This window comes from Parageobacillus sp. NEAU-HV-2, from assembly GCF_059115485.1.
Genome location: NZ_JBXUJJ010000003.1, coordinates 342526 through 363216 on the forward strand (window position 1 = coordinate 342526; position 20691 = coordinate 363216).

General features: G+C 46.2%; 21 protein-coding genes and 1 pseudogene. 6 read left to right on the plus strand and 16 right to left on the minus strand.

Annotated elements, in window-relative coordinates; all coding sequences use genetic code 11:
* Window positions 1-68 precede the first annotated feature (68 nt).
* The 5 genes from AC1WMD_RS08045 to AC1WMD_RS08065 form a co-directional block, all read right to left on the minus strand.
* The gene (locus tag AC1WMD_RS08045) at window positions 69-2078 is read right to left on the minus strand and encodes a putative bifunctional diguanylate cyclase/phosphodiesterase (RefSeq protein ID WP_494256613.1); all 2010 of its coding nucleotides are present in this window, start codon (window positions 2076-2078) and stop codon (window positions 69-71) included.
* 141 nt (window positions 2079-2219) lie between these two features.
* Window positions 2220-2966 carry an IucA/IucC family C-terminal-domain containing protein gene (locus AC1WMD_RS08050; RefSeq protein WP_494256615.1) on the minus strand — a complete coding sequence of 249 codons (747 nt, stop codon included), beginning with the start codon at window positions 2964-2966 and terminating at the stop codon, window positions 2220-2222.
* Window positions 2963-3778, minus strand: a complete 816-nt coding sequence (locus tag AC1WMD_RS08055; protein WP_043905073.1) for an ABC transporter ATP-binding protein — start codon at window positions 3776-3778, stop codon at window positions 2963-2965. Before AC1WMD_RS08055 ends, AC1WMD_RS08050 begins: the two co-directional genes overlap by 4 nt.
* A gap of 18 nt (window positions 3779-3796) precedes the next feature.
* The gene (locus AC1WMD_RS08060; protein ID WP_494256617.1) at window positions 3797-4843 is read right to left on the minus strand and encodes a FecCD family ABC transporter permease; all 1047 of its coding nucleotides are present in this window, start codon (window positions 4841-4843) and stop codon (window positions 3797-3799) included.
* Complete coding sequence (locus tag AC1WMD_RS08065) at window positions 4840-5841, minus strand: FecCD family ABC transporter permease (protein ID WP_494256619.1); 1002 nt, start codon at window positions 5839-5841, stop codon at window positions 4840-4842. Before AC1WMD_RS08065 ends, AC1WMD_RS08060 begins: the two co-directional genes overlap by 4 nt.
* A gap of 184 nt (window positions 5842-6025) precedes the next feature.
* Between AC1WMD_RS08065 and AC1WMD_RS08070 the strand changes: the two genes are divergently transcribed.
* Both AC1WMD_RS08070 and AC1WMD_RS08075 read left to right on the plus strand, forming a co-directional pair.
* Window positions 6026-6997 carry an ABC transporter substrate-binding protein gene (locus AC1WMD_RS08070; RefSeq protein WP_043905076.1) on the plus strand — a complete coding sequence of 324 codons (972 nt, stop codon included), beginning with the start codon at window positions 6026-6028 and terminating at the stop codon, window positions 6995-6997.
* A 147-nt stretch (window positions 6998-7144) separates the two neighbouring features.
* Window positions 7145-7639 carry a PCYCGC domain-containing protein gene (locus AC1WMD_RS08075; RefSeq protein ID WP_043905077.1) on the plus strand — a complete coding sequence of 165 codons (495 nt, stop codon included), beginning with the start codon at window positions 7145-7147 and terminating at the stop codon, window positions 7637-7639.
* Window positions 7640-7677: 38 nt separating this feature from the next.
* On the opposite strand, the gene AC1WMD_RS08080 is transcribed toward AC1WMD_RS08075, so the two are convergent.
* The 5 genes from AC1WMD_RS08080 to AC1WMD_RS08100 all read right to left on the minus strand — a co-directional run bounded on the left by AC1WMD_RS08080 (window position 7678) and on the right by AC1WMD_RS08100 (window position 12237).
* On the minus strand, window positions 7678-8409 hold the full coding sequence (locus AC1WMD_RS08080; RefSeq protein WP_043905078.1) for an exonuclease domain-containing protein: 732 nt from the start codon (window positions 8407-8409) through the stop codon (window positions 7678-7680).
* Window positions 8402-9451 carry a DUF294 nucleotidyltransferase-like domain-containing protein gene (locus tag AC1WMD_RS08085; protein ID WP_494256622.1) on the minus strand — a complete coding sequence of 350 codons (1050 nt, stop codon included), beginning with the start codon at window positions 9449-9451 and terminating at the stop codon, window positions 8402-8404. Before AC1WMD_RS08085 ends, AC1WMD_RS08080 begins: the two co-directional genes overlap by 8 nt.
* Before the next feature lie 22 nt (window positions 9452-9473).
* Window positions 9474-10775, minus strand: a complete 1302-nt coding sequence (locus tag AC1WMD_RS08090; protein ID WP_043905080.1) for an ammonium transporter — start codon at window positions 10773-10775, stop codon at window positions 9474-9476.
* 333 nt (window positions 10776-11108) lie between these two features.
* Window positions 11109-11942 (minus strand): EamA family transporter, encoded by an 834-nt coding sequence (locus tag AC1WMD_RS08095; protein ID WP_494256624.1) that lies wholly within the window; start codon window positions 11940-11942, stop codon window positions 11109-11111.
* Between the two features lie 97 nt (window positions 11943-12039).
* Entirely contained in the window at window positions 12040-12237 is a 198-nt protein-coding gene (locus AC1WMD_RS08100; RefSeq protein WP_043905082.1) for a YozQ family protein, read from the minus strand.
* Window positions 12238-12387: 150 nt separating this feature from the next.
* On the opposite strand from AC1WMD_RS08100, the gene AC1WMD_RS08105 reads away from it, so the two are divergent.
* On the plus strand, window positions 12388-12516 hold the full coding sequence (locus AC1WMD_RS08105) for a hypothetical protein (RefSeq protein ID WP_260676066.1): 129 nt from the start codon (window positions 12388-12390) through the stop codon (window positions 12514-12516).
* Between the two features lie 27 nt (window positions 12517-12543).
* The gene (locus AC1WMD_RS08110; protein ID WP_043905083.1) at window positions 12544-12996 is read left to right on the plus strand and encodes a YndM family protein; all 453 of its coding nucleotides are present in this window, start codon (window positions 12544-12546) and stop codon (window positions 12994-12996) included.
* Window positions 12997-13032: 36 nt separating this feature from the next.
* Here AC1WMD_RS08110 and AC1WMD_RS08115 read toward each other — a convergent pair whose 3' ends face one another.
* Window positions 13033-14226 carry a toxic anion resistance protein gene (locus AC1WMD_RS08115; protein ID WP_043905084.1) on the minus strand — a complete coding sequence of 398 codons (1194 nt, stop codon included), beginning with the start codon at window positions 14224-14226 and terminating at the stop codon, window positions 13033-13035.
* Entirely contained in the window at window positions 14210-14875 is a 666-nt protein-coding gene (locus AC1WMD_RS08120) for a 5-bromo-4-chloroindolyl phosphate hydrolysis family protein (protein WP_494256627.1), read from the minus strand. The genes AC1WMD_RS08115 and AC1WMD_RS08120 overlap by 17 nt, the downstream gene beginning before the upstream one ends.
* A gap of 177 nt (window positions 14876-15052) precedes the next feature.
* Between AC1WMD_RS08120 and AC1WMD_RS08125 the strand changes: the two genes are divergently transcribed.
* Together AC1WMD_RS08125 and AC1WMD_RS08130 are read left to right on the plus strand one after the other, a co-directional pair.
* Entirely contained in the window at window positions 15053-15184 is a 132-nt protein-coding gene (locus AC1WMD_RS08125; RefSeq protein ID WP_494256629.1) for a hypothetical protein, read from the plus strand.
* A 21-nt stretch (window positions 15185-15205) separates the two neighbouring features.
* The gene (locus AC1WMD_RS08130) at window positions 15206-15871 is read left to right on the plus strand and encodes an SIMPL domain-containing protein (RefSeq protein WP_494256630.1); all 666 of its coding nucleotides are present in this window, start codon (window positions 15206-15208) and stop codon (window positions 15869-15871) included.
* Between the two features lie 31 nt (window positions 15872-15902).
* On the opposite strand, the gene AC1WMD_RS08135 is transcribed toward AC1WMD_RS08130, so the two are convergent.
* The 4 genes and pseudogenes from AC1WMD_RS08135 to shc all read right to left on the minus strand — a co-directional run bounded on the left by AC1WMD_RS08135 (window position 15903) and on the right by shc (window position 20678).
* On the minus strand, window positions 15903-16664 hold the full coding sequence (locus tag AC1WMD_RS08135; protein WP_494256631.1) for a TcaA second domain-containing protein: 762 nt from the start codon (window positions 16662-16664) through the stop codon (window positions 15903-15905).
* A gap of 370 nt (window positions 16665-17034) precedes the next feature.
* Window positions 17035-18312 (minus strand): MDR family MFS transporter, encoded by a 1278-nt coding sequence (locus tag AC1WMD_RS08140; protein WP_494256633.1) that lies wholly within the window; start codon window positions 18310-18312, stop codon window positions 17035-17037.
* 383 nt (window positions 18313-18695) lie between these two features.
* Window positions 18696-18782 (minus strand): annotated as a pseudogene (locus tag AC1WMD_RS18670) (CRISPR-associated endonuclease Cas2); the annotation flags it as partial.
* Between the two features lie 9 nt (window positions 18783-18791).
* Complete coding sequence (shc, locus tag AC1WMD_RS08145) at window positions 18792-20678, minus strand: squalene--hopene cyclase (RefSeq protein ID WP_494256634.1); 1887 nt, start codon at window positions 20676-20678, stop codon at window positions 18792-18794.
* Window positions 20679-20691: the final 13 nt, after the last annotated feature.

Below are 20691 nucleotides of genomic sequence, written 5' to 3' on the forward strand. Positions count from 1 at the left end.
TATTAGTGTGTGGCATTTCCGGAAAAAAACAAATGGAAATAAAAAGAAATCCCTTCTAATAATGGACATTAGAAGGGATTGTCACGGTTACATACTGATCGGTTGTATTCTTCGAGCCATTGTTGCAATTTTTCTGCCTCCAATGACTTGCTAAAGTAAAACCCTTGCGCAAAATCACAGTGCATTTGCTCTAACAACGCTACTTGCGGATAAGTTTCCACTCCTTCCGCCAACACTTGAATGTCTAGGCTTTTGGCCAAATGGATAATCGTATCGACAATCGTCGCGTCTTTCGAGTTTTCGGCGATTCCTTGAATAAAGCTGCGGTCAATTTTTAGCAATGACACCGGCAGGTTGCGAATATATGCTAGCGAAGAAAAGCCGGTGCCAAAATCGTCGATAGCAACTTGGACGCCGATCTTTTTTAATTCTGTTAAAATATGTTTCCCCGTTTCAATGTTTTCCATTAAGCCAGTTTCGGTTACTTCCAAAATTAAATGTTCCGGGGCAAAATTTGTCGTATGTAAAATATGCTTGACATGATGAATCAATTCGGGTCGGTTTAACAAAAATGGAGATAAGTTAACGGCTAACTTCAATCCTGGAAATTTCGCCTGCCATTCTTTTACTTGCCGGCACGCATGCTCTAGCACCCATAATGTAATTTCAAAAATAAATCCGCTTTCTTCCGCCAGCGAAATAAACTCCAGCGGCGGAATTTCGCCAAGCGACGGATGGCTCCAGCGCAACAGCGTTTCCACTCCCATTGCCGCACCGCTGCCAAGCTTGATTTTCGGCTGGTAGCATAAATAAAATTGCTCACGCATAATCGCAAACGGCAAATCTTGTTCAATGACCGCTTTCCGATTTGCGAGCGGACGATAAAATTCATAACCGTTTCTTCCCCGCTCTTTGACGTTATACAGTGCTTGATCGGCATATTTCATCACCTGCTCGATGCGGTCGCTGTCTTTTGGGAAAAACGCGATTCCCATTGACAGCGTCGACTGAATGAGTTGTTTTTCGTAGTAAAACGGCTGATGAAACGCACTCACCAATTTATCAGCAAGTTTTGCCATTTCCTCTTTTGTCACATTAGGAAGCAACAAGACAAATTCGTCCCCGCCAATACGGGCAAAAAAGTCTTCGTCTCTGAGCACGCTTTGCACGCGCTTTACCGCTTCTTGCAAAAAGTAATCGCCCGCCTGGTGGGAAAAATGATCATTGATCCATTTAAACTTGTCAAAGTCTAAATAGCATAAGGCAAATGCGGTTTGGCTTTCGATCAGCTGCTTTATGTATCGTTCAAAATAACTGCGGTTCGCAATTCCCGTCAATGAATCAAAATAAGCGAGCTGGCGCAGTTTTTCTTCGTATCGCTTCCGTTCGCCAATATTTTTGATCGTTACAATGACATAATCAAGTTCATTTTGTTCGTTCATAATCGCTTTTCCGTGCGCTTCCATCCATATCCAGTTTCCTCTCTGGTCGCACTTGCGAAATTCAGCGATTTGCGCCTTGTATGTATGATATAGCTCATCGAACTTTTGCTTAATAATTGGCAAATCATCAGGATGGACAAACTGAAAAATATCTTCATACGAATAAGGAGGGGTTGCCATTTCTTTTTTCTTCCATAAAGAAGGTATGTATACGAGCTCACGCTGATTAGAAAAAATGAGAATGTAATCGGTAGAATGTTCTACAATTAGTTGCAGGCGTTGCTGCGTTTCTTCCAACATCTGTTTGAGTTTCTTTTCTTTCGTCACATCGCGGCATACACATAAAACCGCATCGACTTCCCCTTGTTCATTGACAATGGGGGAAAATGAAGCACGCACAAATATAACATTATTCTCAGATATTTTTATCGTCCGTTCTATAGGATGGACGGATTCACCGTTTTTGACCGCTTCTAACATTGGATCGATGACTTGCGCAAACGCCATTCGGTCCCATTCATTGGAGGGAAACAGTTCTTGAAATATTGAATTCCTATATAAAATAGACCCTTCTAGGTTAAAAATGGCTACCGCTTCGGTGAAGTGTTGAAAAAAAGCAACATACTGGCTTGTCATACAACAATTACCTCGCCATAATCATTTTTCAGAAAAGCTTCCTTCTATACTTCCATTTTCACGAAAATATCGATAAAAATCAACAAATTTCGCAAAAATTTTGGCAAAAAAAAGAAACAACACCGCAAAATAGGTGCTGTTTCAACTCGTTTTCGAATGACGCTCACGGACGATGCACGGGCATGTCTGGCAGTGCGTTCCTCCTTCTGTTTGGTAGTAAAGGCAGCATGTTGTCCGCTGCTTCACGCTCGTATTTCCTTTCCAAAACCGTTTTAACGGATTTTGCTGCGGTGTACCAAATAACTCCCCGTCCGCTTCGTAGACGAGAAAACGAAAATCATCGCGAAGCCGGGGATGAATATGGGCAAGAGCTTCATCGTTCAGCAGCGTTTCATAAATCCAATAAATGTAAACAGCGATATTCTCCCATAGTATGTAGGAAGATATTTTCGTTGTTTTTTGCAGCTTCGCAATAAGCGGAAAAACATGTTTGGCAAACAGACGGCGTACTGTCTCTTCCCGCCATTGGCTGCGGCAGGAGGCGCACACTTCTGCCTCCAGCTTCTCAAAGCGGAACGTCGGCATCCACATGGCAGCATGGTCGTCCGTTTCCATCCAAATCCGCTCTGGTGACAACACAAGCCGTTTATTCCAAACGGACATCGCATAAAGCGACATCGCGACAAGGAAGCTATATCGCTTGATCAACATCGATGCCGCGACAGCGTCATTGGCAGCGCCAAGCCTGTCACGCACTTTCGCTACATAATCGATGAGCACGCTATCCTCAAACAAACGATCCAAGCGAATCGAGAGCGGCGAGTTTGTTTGAACGGTTGAAAGCCGATACGTTTCTAATACCTTTCTTTCCTCCGCGGAAAGAATCATGATGAAACGCCTTCTTTCTGTAGAATGCATCTTCCTTTTCCATATGGAATACAAAGCGGTGTACCAAATAACGGATCATATGTCACTTGACAATCCATTTGAAACACGTCTTTCACCAGTTGGCAGGAAATGATTTCTTCTGGTTTTCCTTGCGCATATATTTTTTTATCGCGAATCGCCACAATATGGTGAGCGTAGCGGCACGCTAAGTTTAAGTCGTGAAGCACCATGACAATCGTGCGTTTTTCCTTCTCGTTTAGCTCAAACAATAAATCAAGAATTTCAATCTGGTGCGTCATATCCAAGTAGGTTGTTGGTTCGTCCAATAAAATAATATCCGTATCCTGCGCTAGCGTCATCGCAATCCACGCCCGCTGCCGCTGTCCTCCTGAAAGCGAATCGACCGGACGCTCCGCTAATTCTGTCATTCTCGTCGCTTCCAGCGCGCGTCGCACCGCTTTTTCATCTTCTTCGCTCCATTGTTTCAGCCACGTTTGATACGGATACCGACCTTGTTTAACAAGCTGCAGCACGGTTAATCCTTCTGGCGCCGTTGGCGACTGCGGCAAAATCGCTAACTTTTTCGCCACCTCTTTTGTCGGCAATTTCGCAATTTCTTTTCCTTCTAGTAAAACCGCACCGCCCGCCGGCTTCAAAATCCGTGCCAAAGCGCGCAATAACGTCGATTTCCCGCAGCCGTTTCCCCCGATAAATACAGTAATTTCTCCTTTTGGAATCGTTAAATCCAGCTCATCAATAATGATCGTATTTCCATATGATAATGTTAGCTCTTTTGCTTGTAAGGCGTTCATATTCTTCCACCCCTTTTATTATCGGCTTTTATATAATAAGTAAATAAAATACGGTGCCCCAACTGCCGCTGTAAACACCCCGGCTGGAATTTCCATAGGCGCAAACAGCATGCGTCCAGCAAGATCAGCGGCCATCACGAAAATAGCTCCTAATAGCGCGGATACAGGAAGAAGCGCTCCAAATGAGGAACCGACAAGCCTTCTTGCCATATGCGGCGCCATCAACCCGACAAAGCCAATGCCTCCTGCGAAAGCGACCGCTCCTCCGGTTAAGGCAGTGCTTAATAATAGAAGAAAAAAACGTTGCTTTTGCAAGGAAGCCCCCGCGCCGATGGCCAATTCATCGCCTAATTCCTGAATGTTCATCTTCCGCGCTGATAAAAAACTGATTGCTAATAAAATCAACGCCCATGGCGCAAGCAGTGTGACATGCTTCCATGAAGCGCCGTAGACGCTTCCGGTAATCCAGACGTTCGCCTGGCTCGCCCGGTAAATCGGTCCGGTAATCATCAATAACGTCGTGCATGCCTGCATAAGCGCCGATATTCCAACCCCTATTAATACAAGCCTTAGCGGCGCCATGCCGTTTTTCCAAGCCAGCACATACACGAGCAAGGCAGTTACCGTCGCACCAACAAACGCGCCGAGCGGCAGCCAATGGATACTGATGGTTAAGGAATGATTTTTGTTGCTAAACAACGTCAAAAACGTGACGACCACCGCTGCGGCCCCGCCCGTAATGCCGAGCACGTCCGGTGACGCGAGCGGATTGCGAATCATTCCTTGCAAGATCGCCCCTGCCACGGCAAACGACATTCCCGCTAACAATGCGACAAGAATGCGTGGCAAGCGAAACGTATAAATCACGATTTCGTTCATGTCCGAACCATTTCCAAACAGCGTTTTTGCTACTTCCAACGGGGAAATATACATTTCGCCGCTGCCTGCGCTGACAAGAAATACGGCGACGCTAACAGTGAATAATATCAAACTAATCGTTATCGCTTTTTTATCGACTAAAAACGAGATCGATTTCCCGACTCGCAACGATGTATACTTCTTCATTTCGCTAAAATCCCCCTACGGGCAATATAAACAAAAAACGGAACACCAAGAAACGCCGTCACGATTCCGACCGGAACTTCGCGCGGCATTAAAATATAGCGGGCCCCAATATCGGCCGCAATTAATAAAATCGCTCCAATCAAAGCACAATACGGTAATACCCAGCGATGATCCACGCCAACTAGCGCACGCGCAATATGGGGAACGATGATGCCGATAAACCCGATCGGTCCGGCAACGGCGACCGAACTGCCGGCAAGCAATACGACAAGAAGCGCTGTTCCTACTTTCACCGCATTCGTGCGCTGTCCTAAACCTTTTGCCACATCATCTCCCATCATTAAAATATTCACTTTTTTCGCGAGCAGCAGCGATCCAGCCCAGCCAACGATAATGTATGGCAAAACTGCTGTTAACATTTCCAGCTTCCGTCCCGCTACCGAACCGGCCAGCCAAAATAACACTTCTTCCAACGCCTTTTCATTCGCGGCCAACATTCCTTGTGTTAACGAAGCAAATAAGGCGGCGACCGCCGTGCCGGCAAGCGTTAATTTCAACGGGGTTGCTCCGTCTTTTCCGACTGCGCTAATGATAAACACGGTTGCCGCTGCCAGTGCAGCACCGCTAAAAGCTAGCCATGTAAATATTTGCAGCGAATGTACTTGGAAAAAGGTCACAAATAGAACGATAAAAAAGCTAGCACCCGCATTAATGCCGAAAATTCCTGGCGATGCAAGCGGGTTTTTCGTCAATGCCTGCATGAGCGCCCCCGCCATCGCTAAACTCGCCCCCACCGCTGCAGCAATCAGCGCCCGCGGCAGACGGACTGTTTCAATAATGATATGGACATTCGAACCGTTATTGTTCGTGAACGCCTCTATCGCATTTTTCCAACTTGTATCGGTATAGCCGTAAATGATGCTCATCCAAATGCTTGTAAGCAACAACAAGCATAATATAAACAAGCCAATCGATCTCTTCCGGTTCGTCGCTAACATCGTAAATCTCCCTTTATATATCTATCTCTATTGATAAGTCTATTTGATAATGACTTTCAATGTCAATGGTTTCTTATTTTATTTTCAACCATTTCTCATCATTTTTATTGACAATGATTATCGTCTTCATTTATTATTTTTGTTGTAAATGAAAATCATTATCAAAAATAAAGGGGGATACATAATGTTCAAATTTAAACTCTCTTTTCTCATCGCCGCTGCTCTCTCTCTTCTTTTCATTCTTGCTGGTTGCGGCAAAAACGAGGAAGCAGAGACAAAAACCAATGGAAATGAAAAACAAAAAGAAGCAAGCTATACCGTTGAACACGCAATGGGCACAACGGAAATAAAAGGAACTCCAAAACGTGTCGTCATTTTAACGAATGAAGGAACGGAAGCATTGCTAGCGCTGGGAATAAAACCGGTCGGCGCGGTCAAATCATGGACTGGCAACCCTTGGTACGATCACATTAAAGATAAAATGGAGGGCGTCAAGGAGCTGGGAACGGAAGCAGAACCAAGCCTAGAAGCAATCGCCGCATTAAAACCGGATTTAATTATCGGCAATAAACTGCGCCATGAAAAAATTTACGAGCAGCTATCCAAAATCGCTCCTACTGTTTTTTCGGAAACGCTGCGCGGCAACTGGAAAGATAACTTTATGCTCTATGCCAAAGCAGTGAATAAAGAAGAAAAAGGAAAAAAAGTCATCGCCGAATATGACAAGCGTATCGAAGAATTAAAAACAAAATTAGACGACAAATTGAAAATGAAAGTATCCATTGTTCGCTTTATGGCCGGCGATGTCCGCATTTATCATAAAGACTCGTTCTCCGGTGTTATTTTAGACCAGCTTGGGTTTGCCCGTCCGGAATCGCAAAATGTCAATGACTTTGCCGAAACGGGTGTAACGAAAGAACGCATCCCAGCGATGGACGGCGATATCCTCTTCTACTTCACCTATGAAACAGGAGACGGAGAAGCAAACAAACTAGAAAAAGAATGGATTAACGACCCGCTCTTTAAAAGCTTAAACGTTGCAAAACAAGGAAAAGTGTACAAAGTGAGCGACACGATTTGGAACACGGCAGGCGGTGTGCTCGCTGCCCATTTAATGCTCGATGATATCGAAAAATATTTCTTGCAACAACAATAAACGGAATAAAGCTGCCTTGCTTCCGCAGGGCAGCTTTTTTATGCAGGCACCCTCCATCGACAGCGCTGTCGATGGAAAAAAGTTGTCGCTTCCACGATACTATGTTAAATTCAAAATACAAGCCTATATAGAAAGGATGACGATGGCATGAAGCGAACCGCCATCATGGCAGCGTGTCTGCTCTCATTTGGCATCATCATGGGCGCTTGCTCCGATGACGAAACAAGCAAAGCGAAGCATGACCATTCCATGACATATACAACCAATTCCGGGGATATCCGCGAAACGACAAAATCGATCGACCATCTTCCAACCTTTTTAAGCAATTTTGAAGAAGATATGGCTGTTTTGTATCAGCAAGCCGCCAAGCATAAAGACTTGCTCGAGCATATTCCTTGCTACTGCGGCTGCGGCGAAGCGGCCGGACATAAAAATAACTATGATTGTTTCGTTCATGAAACGAGAAAAGACGGCTCTGTCGTTTGGGATGACCATGCAACCAAATGCGGCGTCTGCCTCGATATTGCCGCTGAATCCATCGCCGCCTATGAGCAAGGAAAATCCATCAAGGAAATTCGCCAAATGATCGATGAAAAATATAAAGCAGGCTATGCGGAACCGACGCCGACGAAGCCATTATAACGCGAAAGGCTATCTCCCTCTTGCCGGAGATAGCCTTTTTACCGTATACTTAACGCTGCGTACAAATCATGCAATGTTTCGATGTTGCGTTGCTTTAATTCCTCGAATAACACCTTCCATAGCTTTGCCATCGCCTCCACATCACCGTCAGCCGTATGCCGTTTTTCGCAGGGGATTCCATAATATCGCAGCGCCTCATCGAGCGTAGGGCACGAACAGCGCAAAATCATTTCCACTATCGGTTGCATATCGAAAAAGCGTACGGTCCATTTCGTCCGGTAATACATCCAAAGAAAGTGGCGGAGAAACGATAAATCATGGCCAATGTGATAACCGATCATTACTCCGCCATGAATAAACGATAAAAACGAACGGAGCGCCTCGTCTAGGCGCGGGGCATGCAATACGTCTTTCGTTTGAATTCCCGTCAGCGCCGAAATGTGCGGCGGAATGGCTTTTTCCGGACAAACGAACGTAAAATATGTCTCTTTTACGATTCCGCTTATTGTTTTTGCCGCCGCCATCGCCAAAATTTCGTCGCCCTGCTGCGGAGAAAATCCTGTCGTTTCCATGTCAATAATCATAAAGGACACTTCTTCTAAAGGAGTGTTCATATCGATTTGCTGCCGTTTTTCTTTCCGCAGCGACCGCAGCCACATTTCCTGCTGCAGCGAATGCTCCCCGTCCAGGAAGGCTGACGATGCTTCGCGCGGTATTTCTAGCGACAGCAAGCGAAGCGCCCGCTGCCAAAAACGATGCCGCTCACTCACTTATACCACCTGCCTGCCGCAAGACAAGCCGCTGCAACTTTTTGGCGGTCTTCATCGCTTTTTTCAGCCGTTTTTGTTCGTTTGCTTCCAGCGTGCGCCATAGCACATAGTCCCGCTCGCTTGCCGCTTCTGTTGCATACTTTAGCCGAATGTAGTAATACGTCAAGAGCGCTTCCCTCACTTCCTCCGCCAACGACAAAGGAAGCAGCTTCTTGTTTGTGATCTCGCGCCATCGTTCCCACGTCGTCGCTGTGGAAATATTAGCAACACACGTTAGCCACTTTAACGCATTGACGATTTGCACATAGCCGCTATGTTTCATATGAATCGCTCCGCTGTGGGGCCCCCATCGTTCTATTTGCACGTTGCCTAGCCAGCCTAAAGGGACGTCAGGAAACATCACATGCTCCCCGATTTGCCGCAGCAGCCGCCTCTCCTTGTTCATCGAGCAAAACAGCGTTCGCCTGCTGTCGGTAACCAGCTCGCTATCCCCATAAATCGGCCGCATATCCATCGCAATAAACAAAAAGCGGATATCGTTAGGGAGACAGCCGCTTATATACATCTTGATCTGTTGCTCCCAATCGCGAAGCGACTGCCCCCACCGTTTGTTTGTCGCCATTACGTAGCCGGAACAATACGGGTAGCCAATTTCGTGCAGATAATTCGTTCCTACAGCGGCCATATAGCGGATGAATTCATAACATTGTTTCTCTTCCTGCTCCGCGCAGGCAAACAATATGCCATGATCTTGGTCCGTCCATACTGTAGGCTCCCTCCTCCCGATGCTTCCCATCACATACCAGCACCATTTTCGCGGACGGACGCCGACTGCCGCGCGCAATGTTTCCTCTTCCGCCAGGCAAAACACCCGCCTCATCATCGCATCGTGCGCCTCAGCGACGATTTCAGAAATAGCTTCAAGTTCCTCCCAGCGCAGCCAATAACGCAGCTGTCTGGCGAGCTCATCGTGATACAGACGAAGCTCCCCGATCGTTTGTGCCTCTTCCAATTGCTTCACCCATTCATATAACGATTCCATGAAAGTTCTCCGTAAAACAAAATTACTGCTGCACCATCGGCTTTGGCTGGTAGGCAGGATCTAACTGCTCCGGATAGCCGTATGAACCGTGTTCGCTAATATCCAATCCGGAAATTTCTTGTTCCACCGTTACGCGCAATCCAGTCGTTTTCTTCAATACAAACAAGACGACAAAGGAAACTACTGCTACATAAACCGCCGCGCCGAGCACGCCGACTGTCTGCACGATCAATTGATGAAATCCGCCGCCATACACAAGGCCAGCCTTGCCGATTCCTGTTATTTCGACTAAACGCGGCGAAGCAAAAAATCCGGTCGAAATCGTACCAATGATGCCGGCAATGCCGTGCACGGAAAACGCGTAAATCGGGTCATCAATCCCTTTTCGCTCAAAATAAATCGACGTCCAAAATGTCAATGAGCCGGCAGCCGCGCCGATTACTACCGCCGCCCACGGTTCGACGAAAGCGCACGCCGCTGTAATCGCCACAAGCGCGGCAAGCACCCCGTTGACCATCGCTGGAATATCCGCTTTTCCAACCATGATTTTCGCTGTGACAATCGCGGCAACTGCTCCCGCCGCGGCCGCTAAATTCGTCGTTAACGCTACATAACCGAAAAAGCCATCGCCTACCGCCATTGTGCTTCCTGCATTAAAGCCAAACCAGCCGATCCATAAAATTAATCCGCCGATGACGGTATACACTTGGTTGTGCCCCGGAATAACATTCGGCGTTTTATCTTTATTAAACTTGCCGATGCGCGGTCCAAGCAAAACTGTCGCCACTAGCGCGGCGATCGCCCCTTGCAAATGCACGACCGTAGAGCCAGCAAAATCTTGCATGCCTATTTCGCCAAGCCATCCGCCACCCCATACCCAGTGGCCAATGACCGGATATATGGCAATCGTAAAAATCGTTCCAAACAGAAAATAGACCGATAACTTGGCGCGCTCGGCAAATCCTCCCCAGGCGATCGCAAGCGATACCCCGGCAAAGCCGAGTTGAAATAAAAATTTCAATGTTAGCGGAACATTCGCCCATGACAACGAAGCAAACGTTTTTTCATCCCCTTGCAAAAACCATCCATCCGTGCCGATCAGGCGGTTTCCCTCTCCAAACGTAATCGCGAAGCCAAACGCCCAAAACGCCAGCGAGGCGATCGCAAAGCTGAGAATCTGTTTGCCAGCGACATGCCCCGAATTTTTCATTCTCGTCGACCCTGCTTCCAGCAAAGCAAACCCGGCCTGCATGCCGATTACTAGCACCGCGCTCACCATTACCCATAATGCGTCAAGACCTGCAGCTAGCATTTTGCCATCCATTCACTTCTCCCCCTTAATGTTATTTTTTATAACTTTATATGTAATAATATATAACACATAACAAACAGATTTCAATATTGATTTCTCTTTGTAACCGTTTACTTATTAAATTTTGTTATTTTTTATAACATTAAGTTTTGTTTTCATAATTGCCTTTATCAATAAATAAAAAAACGGAATGCCTTAAAACCAGCACATTTTAAGGCATTCCGTACATTTTACGCGACGAGAATCGGCTTTCCGAACGGCACGCGCAACATATAGTCGTCCGGTACAAGCCAAAAAGTATTAGTAGTATAAACGGGAGCGAACTGTTTTTCTTTCCTTTTTCTCCTACAATTTTGTCAAAACTAATCCGCATAAGGCAGCCGCAATGCCGATCAGCTGGTACGCTTTTAGTCTTTCCTTGAATAAGTAACAGCCTAAAATAACGACAATGAGGCAGTTCAAGCTGACAACAGGAAAGACGACCGATGCAACGCCCGTCGTAAGCGCATAAAAATAACAGCTAAAACCGATGACACTGAAAAAAGCCACCATTGCGCCAACACGAAACTCCCGTTTTTGGACAATCGTTTTACGGCAGCTCCAATATAAATACAGTCCGCCGCCTCCATACATCGCCGTGAGCAAGTCAAGCGAACCGATTCCGACGACCGAGCACCACTTCATTAAAATTCCTACTATTCCAAACGAAACGATCGCCATGGCGATATGGAGCAGCCAAGGTATGTATTCGTAATCTCCTTTCTCCACTTTCGGAGTATATTGAATGATTGCGGCTGAACATAACATACATAAAATGCCGATCCAATGTAAAAGCGGAATATGTTCGCCAAAAATCATCCCCGCTGCCAGCACCGGAAAAATCGCATTGACGGCAATAAGCGGTGCCGTCAAACTGGCTGGCCCTTTCTCAAACGCCGCGGTCATTTGCATGTTTCCCGTCGCATTGCAAATCCCGATCAGCGCCCCGAGCATCATCGATGCCGCGCTCGGATGGAGCGATTTTGCCATCCATCCATACAACGCCATGATGCTAAACGCCACCATATAAAAATAAAACTGAATATGTTGTTTCGACATGGAATGGCGCGTGCTCCATTTAAACAGCGTATTGTTAATGCCGAAACAAACCGCGGTCATCACAGCAGCAGCCAACCACACTTCTGTCTCTCTCCCTGTTGAATAAATTGTACAACCTCTATTATAAATCGAAGAGATGAAAAAACGTCAAGGCTTTTTCCGCCTTGACGCTCCGCTGTTACTGTTTTCGTTCCTCGGAAAGAGGAATGTCTTTTCCCTTCACGTTATCGATGACCGCTTCCACTGTCCCTTCCGCATACACATCGCTCACCTGCTCATGCGTTTGTGCCAGCGCAGCATCGAAAAAAGACGACGCTTCTTCATCGGATGGCGCGTATTGTCTTCCTGCAATCTGCAACTGTTCATTCTTTTCCATGACCACATTCCTCCTTGTTCATTCCCGCTCACTATTAATGTGGAACAACGAGGCAAAATAAAAAGAGGAAGTTTATGGGTATTGCATGCATACATTCGCACCAAGACGGCAAACTAATGGTAAACCATTATGGAAGAGAGGATGAACATCATGAAACAACCAAAGCAAAACAACAATCTCGAACAGCAACAAAAAAAGCAGCAATCTGAAAAAAATAGCGAAAAACAACCTGGATACGGGGATAAAAAATTGGAAGGACCAAATTTCCCGGCTGAATAATGTTCGGTTAAAGGATGGCGTATAGAAATGAGACATTTAATCGCACTTGCATTAAAGTACGTGTTGCTGGCTACCGTCTTTTTTGCGATCGTCCCGTTATTTTTACGCATCTCCTCAGCAGAACTGTTATGGTTCAGCCTGTGGATGACACTCGTTGCTTACGTGCTCGGCGATTTATACCTCCTCCCGCGCTTTGGAAATCTGTCAGCGACGATTGCGGACTTCGGCCTCGCCTTTGTCGGCGTATGGATCGGCATTGGCGCTTTTTACGATGGCAGCGGTGCCGCGGTTTTAAACGCTGCATTCTTTTCCGCGCTGCTTGTCGCGCTCGGTGAAGTGTTGTTCCATGCTTATGTCCAACGCTTCATCCTTCGCGGCCAAGAAGAAGAAAGTGTACCTTTATTTGGACATAAATGGCAAACGGAGATGGCGGAAGAATTCGACGTCCGCCGTGAAGCTGATCATGATGACGAGAAATAGAAAAGCTGACCCCATCAAATGAGGTCAGCTTTTCCTTCATCGATCGTTGCGTTTTAATGACAATAGCGTCTGTTTCAGCTGTTCTTCCATCGTCACAAGCTCCCGTTCGACCTGTAGCCGCTTGCGGCGGCCTTCCTCCTGAATTTTCAACGTTTCCTCTAAGGTAGACACCAAGTTTTCCTGCGTTTTTTTCAACGTTTCAATGTCAATGAGCCCGCGCTCATTTTCCTTTGCGACTTCAATGCTGTTTGTTTTCAACATTTCCGAATTGCGAAGCAGCAAGTTATTCGTCGTTTCCGCCACTTGCTTTTGCGCCTCGACCGCTTTTTGCTGGCGGAATAAGGTCAAGGCGATCACGACTTGGTTTTTCCATAGCGGAATCGCCGTTAAAATCGACGATTGAATGCGCTCGACGAGCGTTTGGTTCATATGCTGAATCATGCGGATTTGCGGAGCCGTTTGAATCGTTACTTGCCGGCTTAATTTTAAATCGTGAATCCGCTTTTCCAAACGATCGGCAAACTGCAGCAAATCGTTGACTTCTTGCATTTCCATTTGGTTTCCCGACCGTTCTGCCTGAGCGCGTTTTTCCGGAATCACTTTTGTCCGCAATTCTTCCAATTTATATTCCGCCGCGGCGATATAAATATTTAGCGCATCAAAGTATTCTTTATTTTTTTCATACAGCGTCTCTAGCATCATAATGTCGCGAAACAGCATCTGCCGGTGTTTCTCGAGCTGATCGGCGATTTTATCAATTTCGACGCCGATTTTTTGATACTTGGCAACAAGCCCCTGCAGCGATTTCGACACCGTGCCAAACAGCCGCGAAAGCAGCCCTTTTTTCGCCGGAAGCAAATCATCCGGATTAACCTCTTTAATTTTCGTCATTAAATCGCTGATCACTTCGCCAACAGGACCCGCGTCTTTCGTTTGCACATGATGGAGAATCGTATGGGAAAACTTAGACAGCTCCGCTTGCGCCGCCACCCCGTATTGGATGATTGCCTGCTGGTTGCGCGGATCGATTTGCTTCGCAAGCTGAAGCGCTTTATCGCGATGTTCTGGCTTTAACGTATCAATGAGCCGCGTCGATTGCTTTTGCTCTTCTACGGCCGTTTCGGGCTGCTCGTTCGGCAAGGAAAACGGGTTTTCTAGCAGCGAGTCAAGTGAGCTTGTCCACTCTGGATATTGCAGATCACCGTCTGGCACCTTATCGGACGGTTTCATAGTCGTTCTCCTTTCTCCATTGCATCGTTTCCGAAAGCTTTTGCTGCTCTAGCGATTGCTCGAGCATTTTCGCCTCGACTTGTAAATCAAACACGTCATTTGAAAGTATTTCCAGAAGCCGTTTTTCTGCTGTCTCCGCCAGTTCATTGAGAAGCCGTTCCGTTTTCCAAAGTACTTCTTTCATCTCCTGACTGCGTACAGGCTGATTGGTTAAATACACATATTTTTCGATCATCGTCACCGCCATTGGCAATTCATTTAAGAAAAACGGCTGAGCGATGCGAAATTGATGCGGATGCTGCTCCACCGCACGAATCATTTTGTCGACGATCATGCACATACGCGAGATTTTTTGCCACATCCCCAGCGAGCGAAGGCGGTAACGGGCGCGCCGCATTTGTTTCCACTGTTTCCGCGCTTCATGGATCTGGGAGCGAATATACGCTTTTTCCTCTTTGAACATCTCTTGCGCCGTGATGCGATGACCTCGTCTTTTCATCATCGCGGATGTAACGAACATCGCCCCCATTCCCGATAAAAAGGAAGGAAGGAAATGAAAATCGGCGAGAAAAAACACGATGACGGCCACCACGACTCCTATATTCCATGAAACAAACCAGCGCCATAACGTTTTCAACAGCTGTTTCATCGTTCATCCCTTTCTTCTTATTTACTTCCATTATAACATGTCCTCTTTTTTTCATACGTATAAATGACCATTTTGTTTCATCCTCATCTTGATTTTCTGCTTCGATGGAAATGGCGCATAGGACAACGCTGCGGACGAATATGCTTTAACAAAAGGATTGACAAAGGAGAGAAACGGATGAAACAGATTGATTGGCAGATGGTATATTTTGTCGGAGTGACATTATTAAAAGAATATTGGTGTTATATCGGGCTACCGCGCGTCTACTACTGGCGCATCCATGATTATGATGACCGCAAAGCGGCATAACCGGGAAAGGAGAGAAAGGACATGCAAGAATGGTATATGCCGATGCAGCGAACCAAACCAATGGCGCAAACGATCACCGTGACGGGCCAGGGAGCGGTCACGGCAAAGCCCGATACGGTCATCATCACTCTTGGGGTCCGAACCGAACACGCCAACGTCCAAGAAGCGCTCGCGGAAAACGCAAAGCGCGCTAACGACGTTATCCGTGCACTAAAAGCAATCGGGGTCAGTGAAGAGGACATCGATACCGCCTCGTTTTCCATTTATCCGAAATATAATTACTCTGATGGAACAAACACCTTGACCGGCTATGAAGTCGAGCATATTTTCGACATTACCGTCAAAGATACAAAAAAAGTCGGCAATATTTACGACACCGCCGTCACCAACGGCGCGAACATCGCCCGTCACATCCAATTCCGCCTCGCTTACGAACAGCCTTACTATCAACAGGCGCTGATGCTGGCGGTGAAAAACGCCAAAGAAAAAGCGATCGTCATCGCCCGCACCATCGGTCTGCCGATGCACGACATACCGCTGCAAATCAAAGAAGAAAGCGTCGCTCCCTCTTTCCCGCGGGCACCTTACTCATCAGTGGCCACGCTAGCAGAATCTTCAACCGCTCCGCCGATTCAGACGCAAGATATTATCATCAAAGCCACCGTCCAGGCGGTCTTTTCCTACTAAAAAAAAGATCCTTCCATTTGCCGAAGGATCTTTATTCTTTCGCTAAATCCACTTCATGCACACGCGCACCGCCAAATAAATGAACTTTCGCTTCCCTATTCTGCTTTTCTTGTTTCTTGACCGCAATAGTATATGTTCCAGGCAAATACGGGCCGACTTTTTTCACAAATGGATCTTTTGTCGGTTCCCCTTCTACTTTCTCGCCGTTAATAAAAATTTCATCATTCGGCTCATTCAACCGAATGTTAATAAAGTATAAGGTTGGTTCAAACACATAGCGGTCCCCAAACACTTTGATGGTGAAAATGGGCGGCTTCGACGTCAATCCTTTTATGTATACATGCTTCATGTTGCGCTGTTTGTCAAAGTCGCGTTCGAGTGTTTCATATGCTTTTGGGTGCGCGTCTAAGTACGAAAACAACGGTGCGAGCGTCTTTTCATTGACCGGAATCGTCTTGTCCGGCACACGAAGATACGTTTGCAGCGCGGCAACATCTTTATCTTTGAGCGCATCCTCAAGGCGCATCACGGCCATTTCCCTACTGGCAGCGTTTTTCAACGTGATGTATCCTTTCCATATTAACGCACCAATCATCCACACTGCCGCTATGGCCAAAGCCGTACGCAAGAAGGTGCGGTAATACTTTTTCCGCCGCTCTCGCATTAAAAGACGCGCTTGCTTCCGCTGCTCATAGCGCGCCAATGCCGCCGCACCGCTTCCGGCATCCTTTGTTTCTCTTTCTTGCCGATTGCCCCCCTGTATGGTTCCCTCTAAAGATACACGCTGTTTCACCGAGCTTCCCCTCTCCTGTTGTCTGTATTCTAGTTCATCTTTATGACAGAATCAGGGAATTTATGTTGAGGGAGCAACAAGTGCATCTTTAGCTTTTTTTATTATAAAACGTGTACAAAACCGCATGCCAATGTTTTGCACTTGGCGATGCGGTTTGTTTCTACCCCCGTTTCTTTAACGCTGCTCCAATGAAGCGGACTTGAAATGAAAAGTGACCCGTTCTTTATCATTTCGAGAGCGGTTGCTGAAATTTCAAAATACCGTGCTCATCATACGCTCTCACCCATTCGGCAAACTCACTCCTCGTCATCCACCCCCGCTTCTACCAGTTCGATCTTCCATGACGGATAATGCCCTTCCTCCTCACCATTTATAATGACGCCGCAGCCCGCTTCTCGCGCCGCTTTTCAAACTGTTGAAACATCGCCGTATATAAAGCTGCGCTGATGAAAGAAAGCATGCTTAACAAGAAAAATGTCCATTCATACCCGAGCCATATCGTTGCCGTAATCGAAAGCGGGGCAATCATCCGCCCGATCGTAAAGCGTAAGCTCGCAGCCGCAAAATATTGGCCACGCATTTCCTCAGGAGCCAATTTAGAAATAAATGTTTGCTGGATTCCTGCTGTCATCAGTTCGCCAAACGTAAACAGCGCCATCACAAAAATAAGCCCCCAAATCGATATGGTTTGGCCAAATAGGAAAATAGCCACTCCATAAACAATGGAAGAGCCAATAAAGGCCGTGCGCTCATGATAACGCGACATCCATCTCGTCACCAATACCGTAAACAGTGCAACAAGAAGGCCGTTTTCCGAAATAAGAAGGCCAAACGCTTTCTCTCCGCCAACGGTAACCGACCAATCACCAAACGAAAATAACGTTTGTCTCTCCACAGTGTCTTTCGTATACACAGGAATCAGTAAATCCAACTGCATAAACGTTTGTGCAACAAGAATACCGGCAATGATAAACAATAGGAATATTCGATCACGTACAATCACACTATATTGCTGGACTTGTTGTCGTAAAAACTCATGCCACTTCCCGCGTGCTAACCTTGCTTTTCCTTGCGCTGGAACCGTTTCGCGGAGCCATTTGGAAAGGAGCATAGCGAGCAGCAAAAACGAAAACGCGGTGGCAAGCAATAGTTCAAAGCGATAGTTTTCGTAAAAAATTCCACCAATCATCGGACCGATCACCACTGCAATGTTGATGGACGTATAAAACACGGCAAATACGCTGCTTCGGTCTTTTTCTGGAACGACATCCGCCACCATTGCCTGGCTTGCAGGCCAATAAAAAGATCCGCAAATTCCTGCGATCGTAAAACAAATAAAACCGACCAGCGGCGAAGTAAACCATGGCGAACTTGCAAGCGCAAAAAAGAAAAACGCTGCCCCTTGACTATAGGCTGACAGCACCATCATTCGTTTACGCCCAAACGCATCCGCACAATACCCTCCTATTAAATTAGCAATCACGGAAAAAAGCTGCGAGATGATTAACAAGATTCCTGCCTTATCTTTCCCAAACGATTCAGTAAAATATATCGCCATAAACGGGAAAAACATCCAAAAAGTGATATTGACGAGCGCCTCACCAAATAGACGCATTTTTAAATTCCGATCCCAGTCGCGTATCCTCATAAATGACCTCCGTCTATTTCTTTGTATACTGCAAAAACTATTATCCTTGAAAATTATACCATTATTTTGTCTTTTTAGAAAAATATTTCTCTAACAAAAAATAGCCCCTCACTCCTTTACATCTCTCTACGTTCGGACAAAACAAGGACCCCATGCCTTATAACATGGGGTTCTAGTAGCTTTATATCCCACTACATTCAGATAAAACCTCTTTTTAAACAATAACAACATATTGATGTATCAACGTTTTACGCTAAACATTATCAGTATACTAAGTTTTGCAGTAAAGCGGCAGTTGTGTTTTTTGCTTTAGTTAAAAAATACGTAATTTTTGTTGATATATCAGGTTTACTGCAATTATAAAACAATTTTGGATTTTGTTGCTCATCGAAGTTCCGCTCTTGTCCAAACACTTGTTTTTTTACATTTTTTAGGTTAGCCACTTGATAAAGATAAATCAAATCTTCTTGAATTAATTTTCAAATCGGAAGCAATCCAAATTTCTTTTCATAGTGACTTAACGTTAACAACGGAAATACATGGCGGTAACTATGATAGTGAATATAAAATCCGCCAGCCATCCCCTGACCTGTCGGATACGAAGCCGTCCAATCCTCTTTTTTTATAGATTGAAGCAGAAATTTAATCCCGGCTTGAATTTCCGGAATTGGTTGATCAAAGACAGCGATCAAGGCATCTAGCGCCCAGGCGGTATGAGTGGTAGTGCTTGCCCGCAATGGTACGTACGTTTTTGCGCTGTCGCTTTTACACGACTCTCCCCACCCGCCATCGCTGTTTTGAATGCTTAATAGCCATTTCGCCGCCTTTTGGATGGCATGATGCGTCCGGGGAACACCGACAGCGATCATTCCGGTTACCGCCGCCCATGTACCGTATATATAACAAATCCCCCACCGACCATACCACGACCCATTTTTTTCTTGATAGTCGATCAACCACTTGATCCCGCGCGCGATAGGTGGATGATCTTTCGTCAAATTCGCAAATGTCCCCAAAAATTCCAGCGTCCTTCCCGTTAAGTCCGCTGTCGATGGGTCTGTCAATAAAAACTCCGCTCCTTGAATAGGAAAATAATGAAACAGACGTTTATTGACGTTTCTCTCAAATGCGCCGTATCCCCCATCATCATTTTGCATGGAAAGCAGCCAATGAAGGCCTCTGTTCCAGGCGTGGCGAAACGAAGTTTTTTTGGACGCCTGGCTGTAAATCGCCCGCAACGAAGCAGTCGTATCATCCACATCAGGATTGATCGTATTTATGTTGGAAAATCCCCATCCCCCTGGCAAACTGTAAGGGTTGTGCACGACCCAATCTCCGTATCGGTAATGCTGGCGGGAAAGAAGATAGCGGTTTGCCTTTTCAATGGCGGCATCGGACGGTGGTACGCCCACCTCCTGCAGGGCGTAACTGGCTAAAGCGGTATTCCAAACCGTTGCTGTAGTATATTGCATATGCGTATGTCCATTGATGGAACAACGAAACGTTTTGAGTCCCTCGACCGCTTTGACAATGACCGGATGATCCTTTGGATATCCCAGTGACAATAACGCAAAAATCATCAGAAACGTCGAGCTAAAATAACTATAAAACGTTCCATCCGCTTCCAAACGCTGCAGCATATATCGGACGGCACGCTGTTTCGCAACGGCGTGAATCTGCTTTGGCAGCCCGATGAGCGCTTGTTTGAGGTACGAAAGAAACAAACGATCGGCACGCAGTCCCCATTTTTCGCCGCGTTCGGCCCGCGACAGAAACAAATCGGAAAGGTCAGGACTCTTTCGTGTTTTTCGATAATATTTGTTATCGGTCAAAATGAGCAGCGGTGTGAGGTTGGCCCGCCCATACACAGAAATATCAAAAAAATGAAGTGGAAATGAAGGCGGGAGCAGCAAAAATTCAACTGGAATCGGAAAAAACTTCGGCCAGCGATATTGCCCAGTCATGGCCAACATAAACTTCGCGAACATATGCACATTTTCGATTCCGCCCATTTCTAAAATTCGCTGTTTCGCCGCTTGCAAATGTGGATCCGTCTTCTTTCGATATCCAGAATATAAAAGCGCATAATACGCCTCCACCGTCGCGGTGAGGTTCCCTTCTCCTTCATCGTAAAAAAGCTTCCACGCCCCATTGCCCTCCTGCCTGCTTTCAATTCGTTCCACCAGCTTCCGAATCAAATCTTCATCATTTATTTCCAGCGTGCGTAATAAGATGATCATATAAGCATCGGTAGAAATGCCAGTTTCAAATGGGTAGCGCCAAGATCCATCGGGAGCTTGCTCTCGTTTCACTATCGCTACAAGTCTGCCTATTTCGCCTGGCATGCTGTATGTCACACTCGCCATCCCTTCCTAGTAA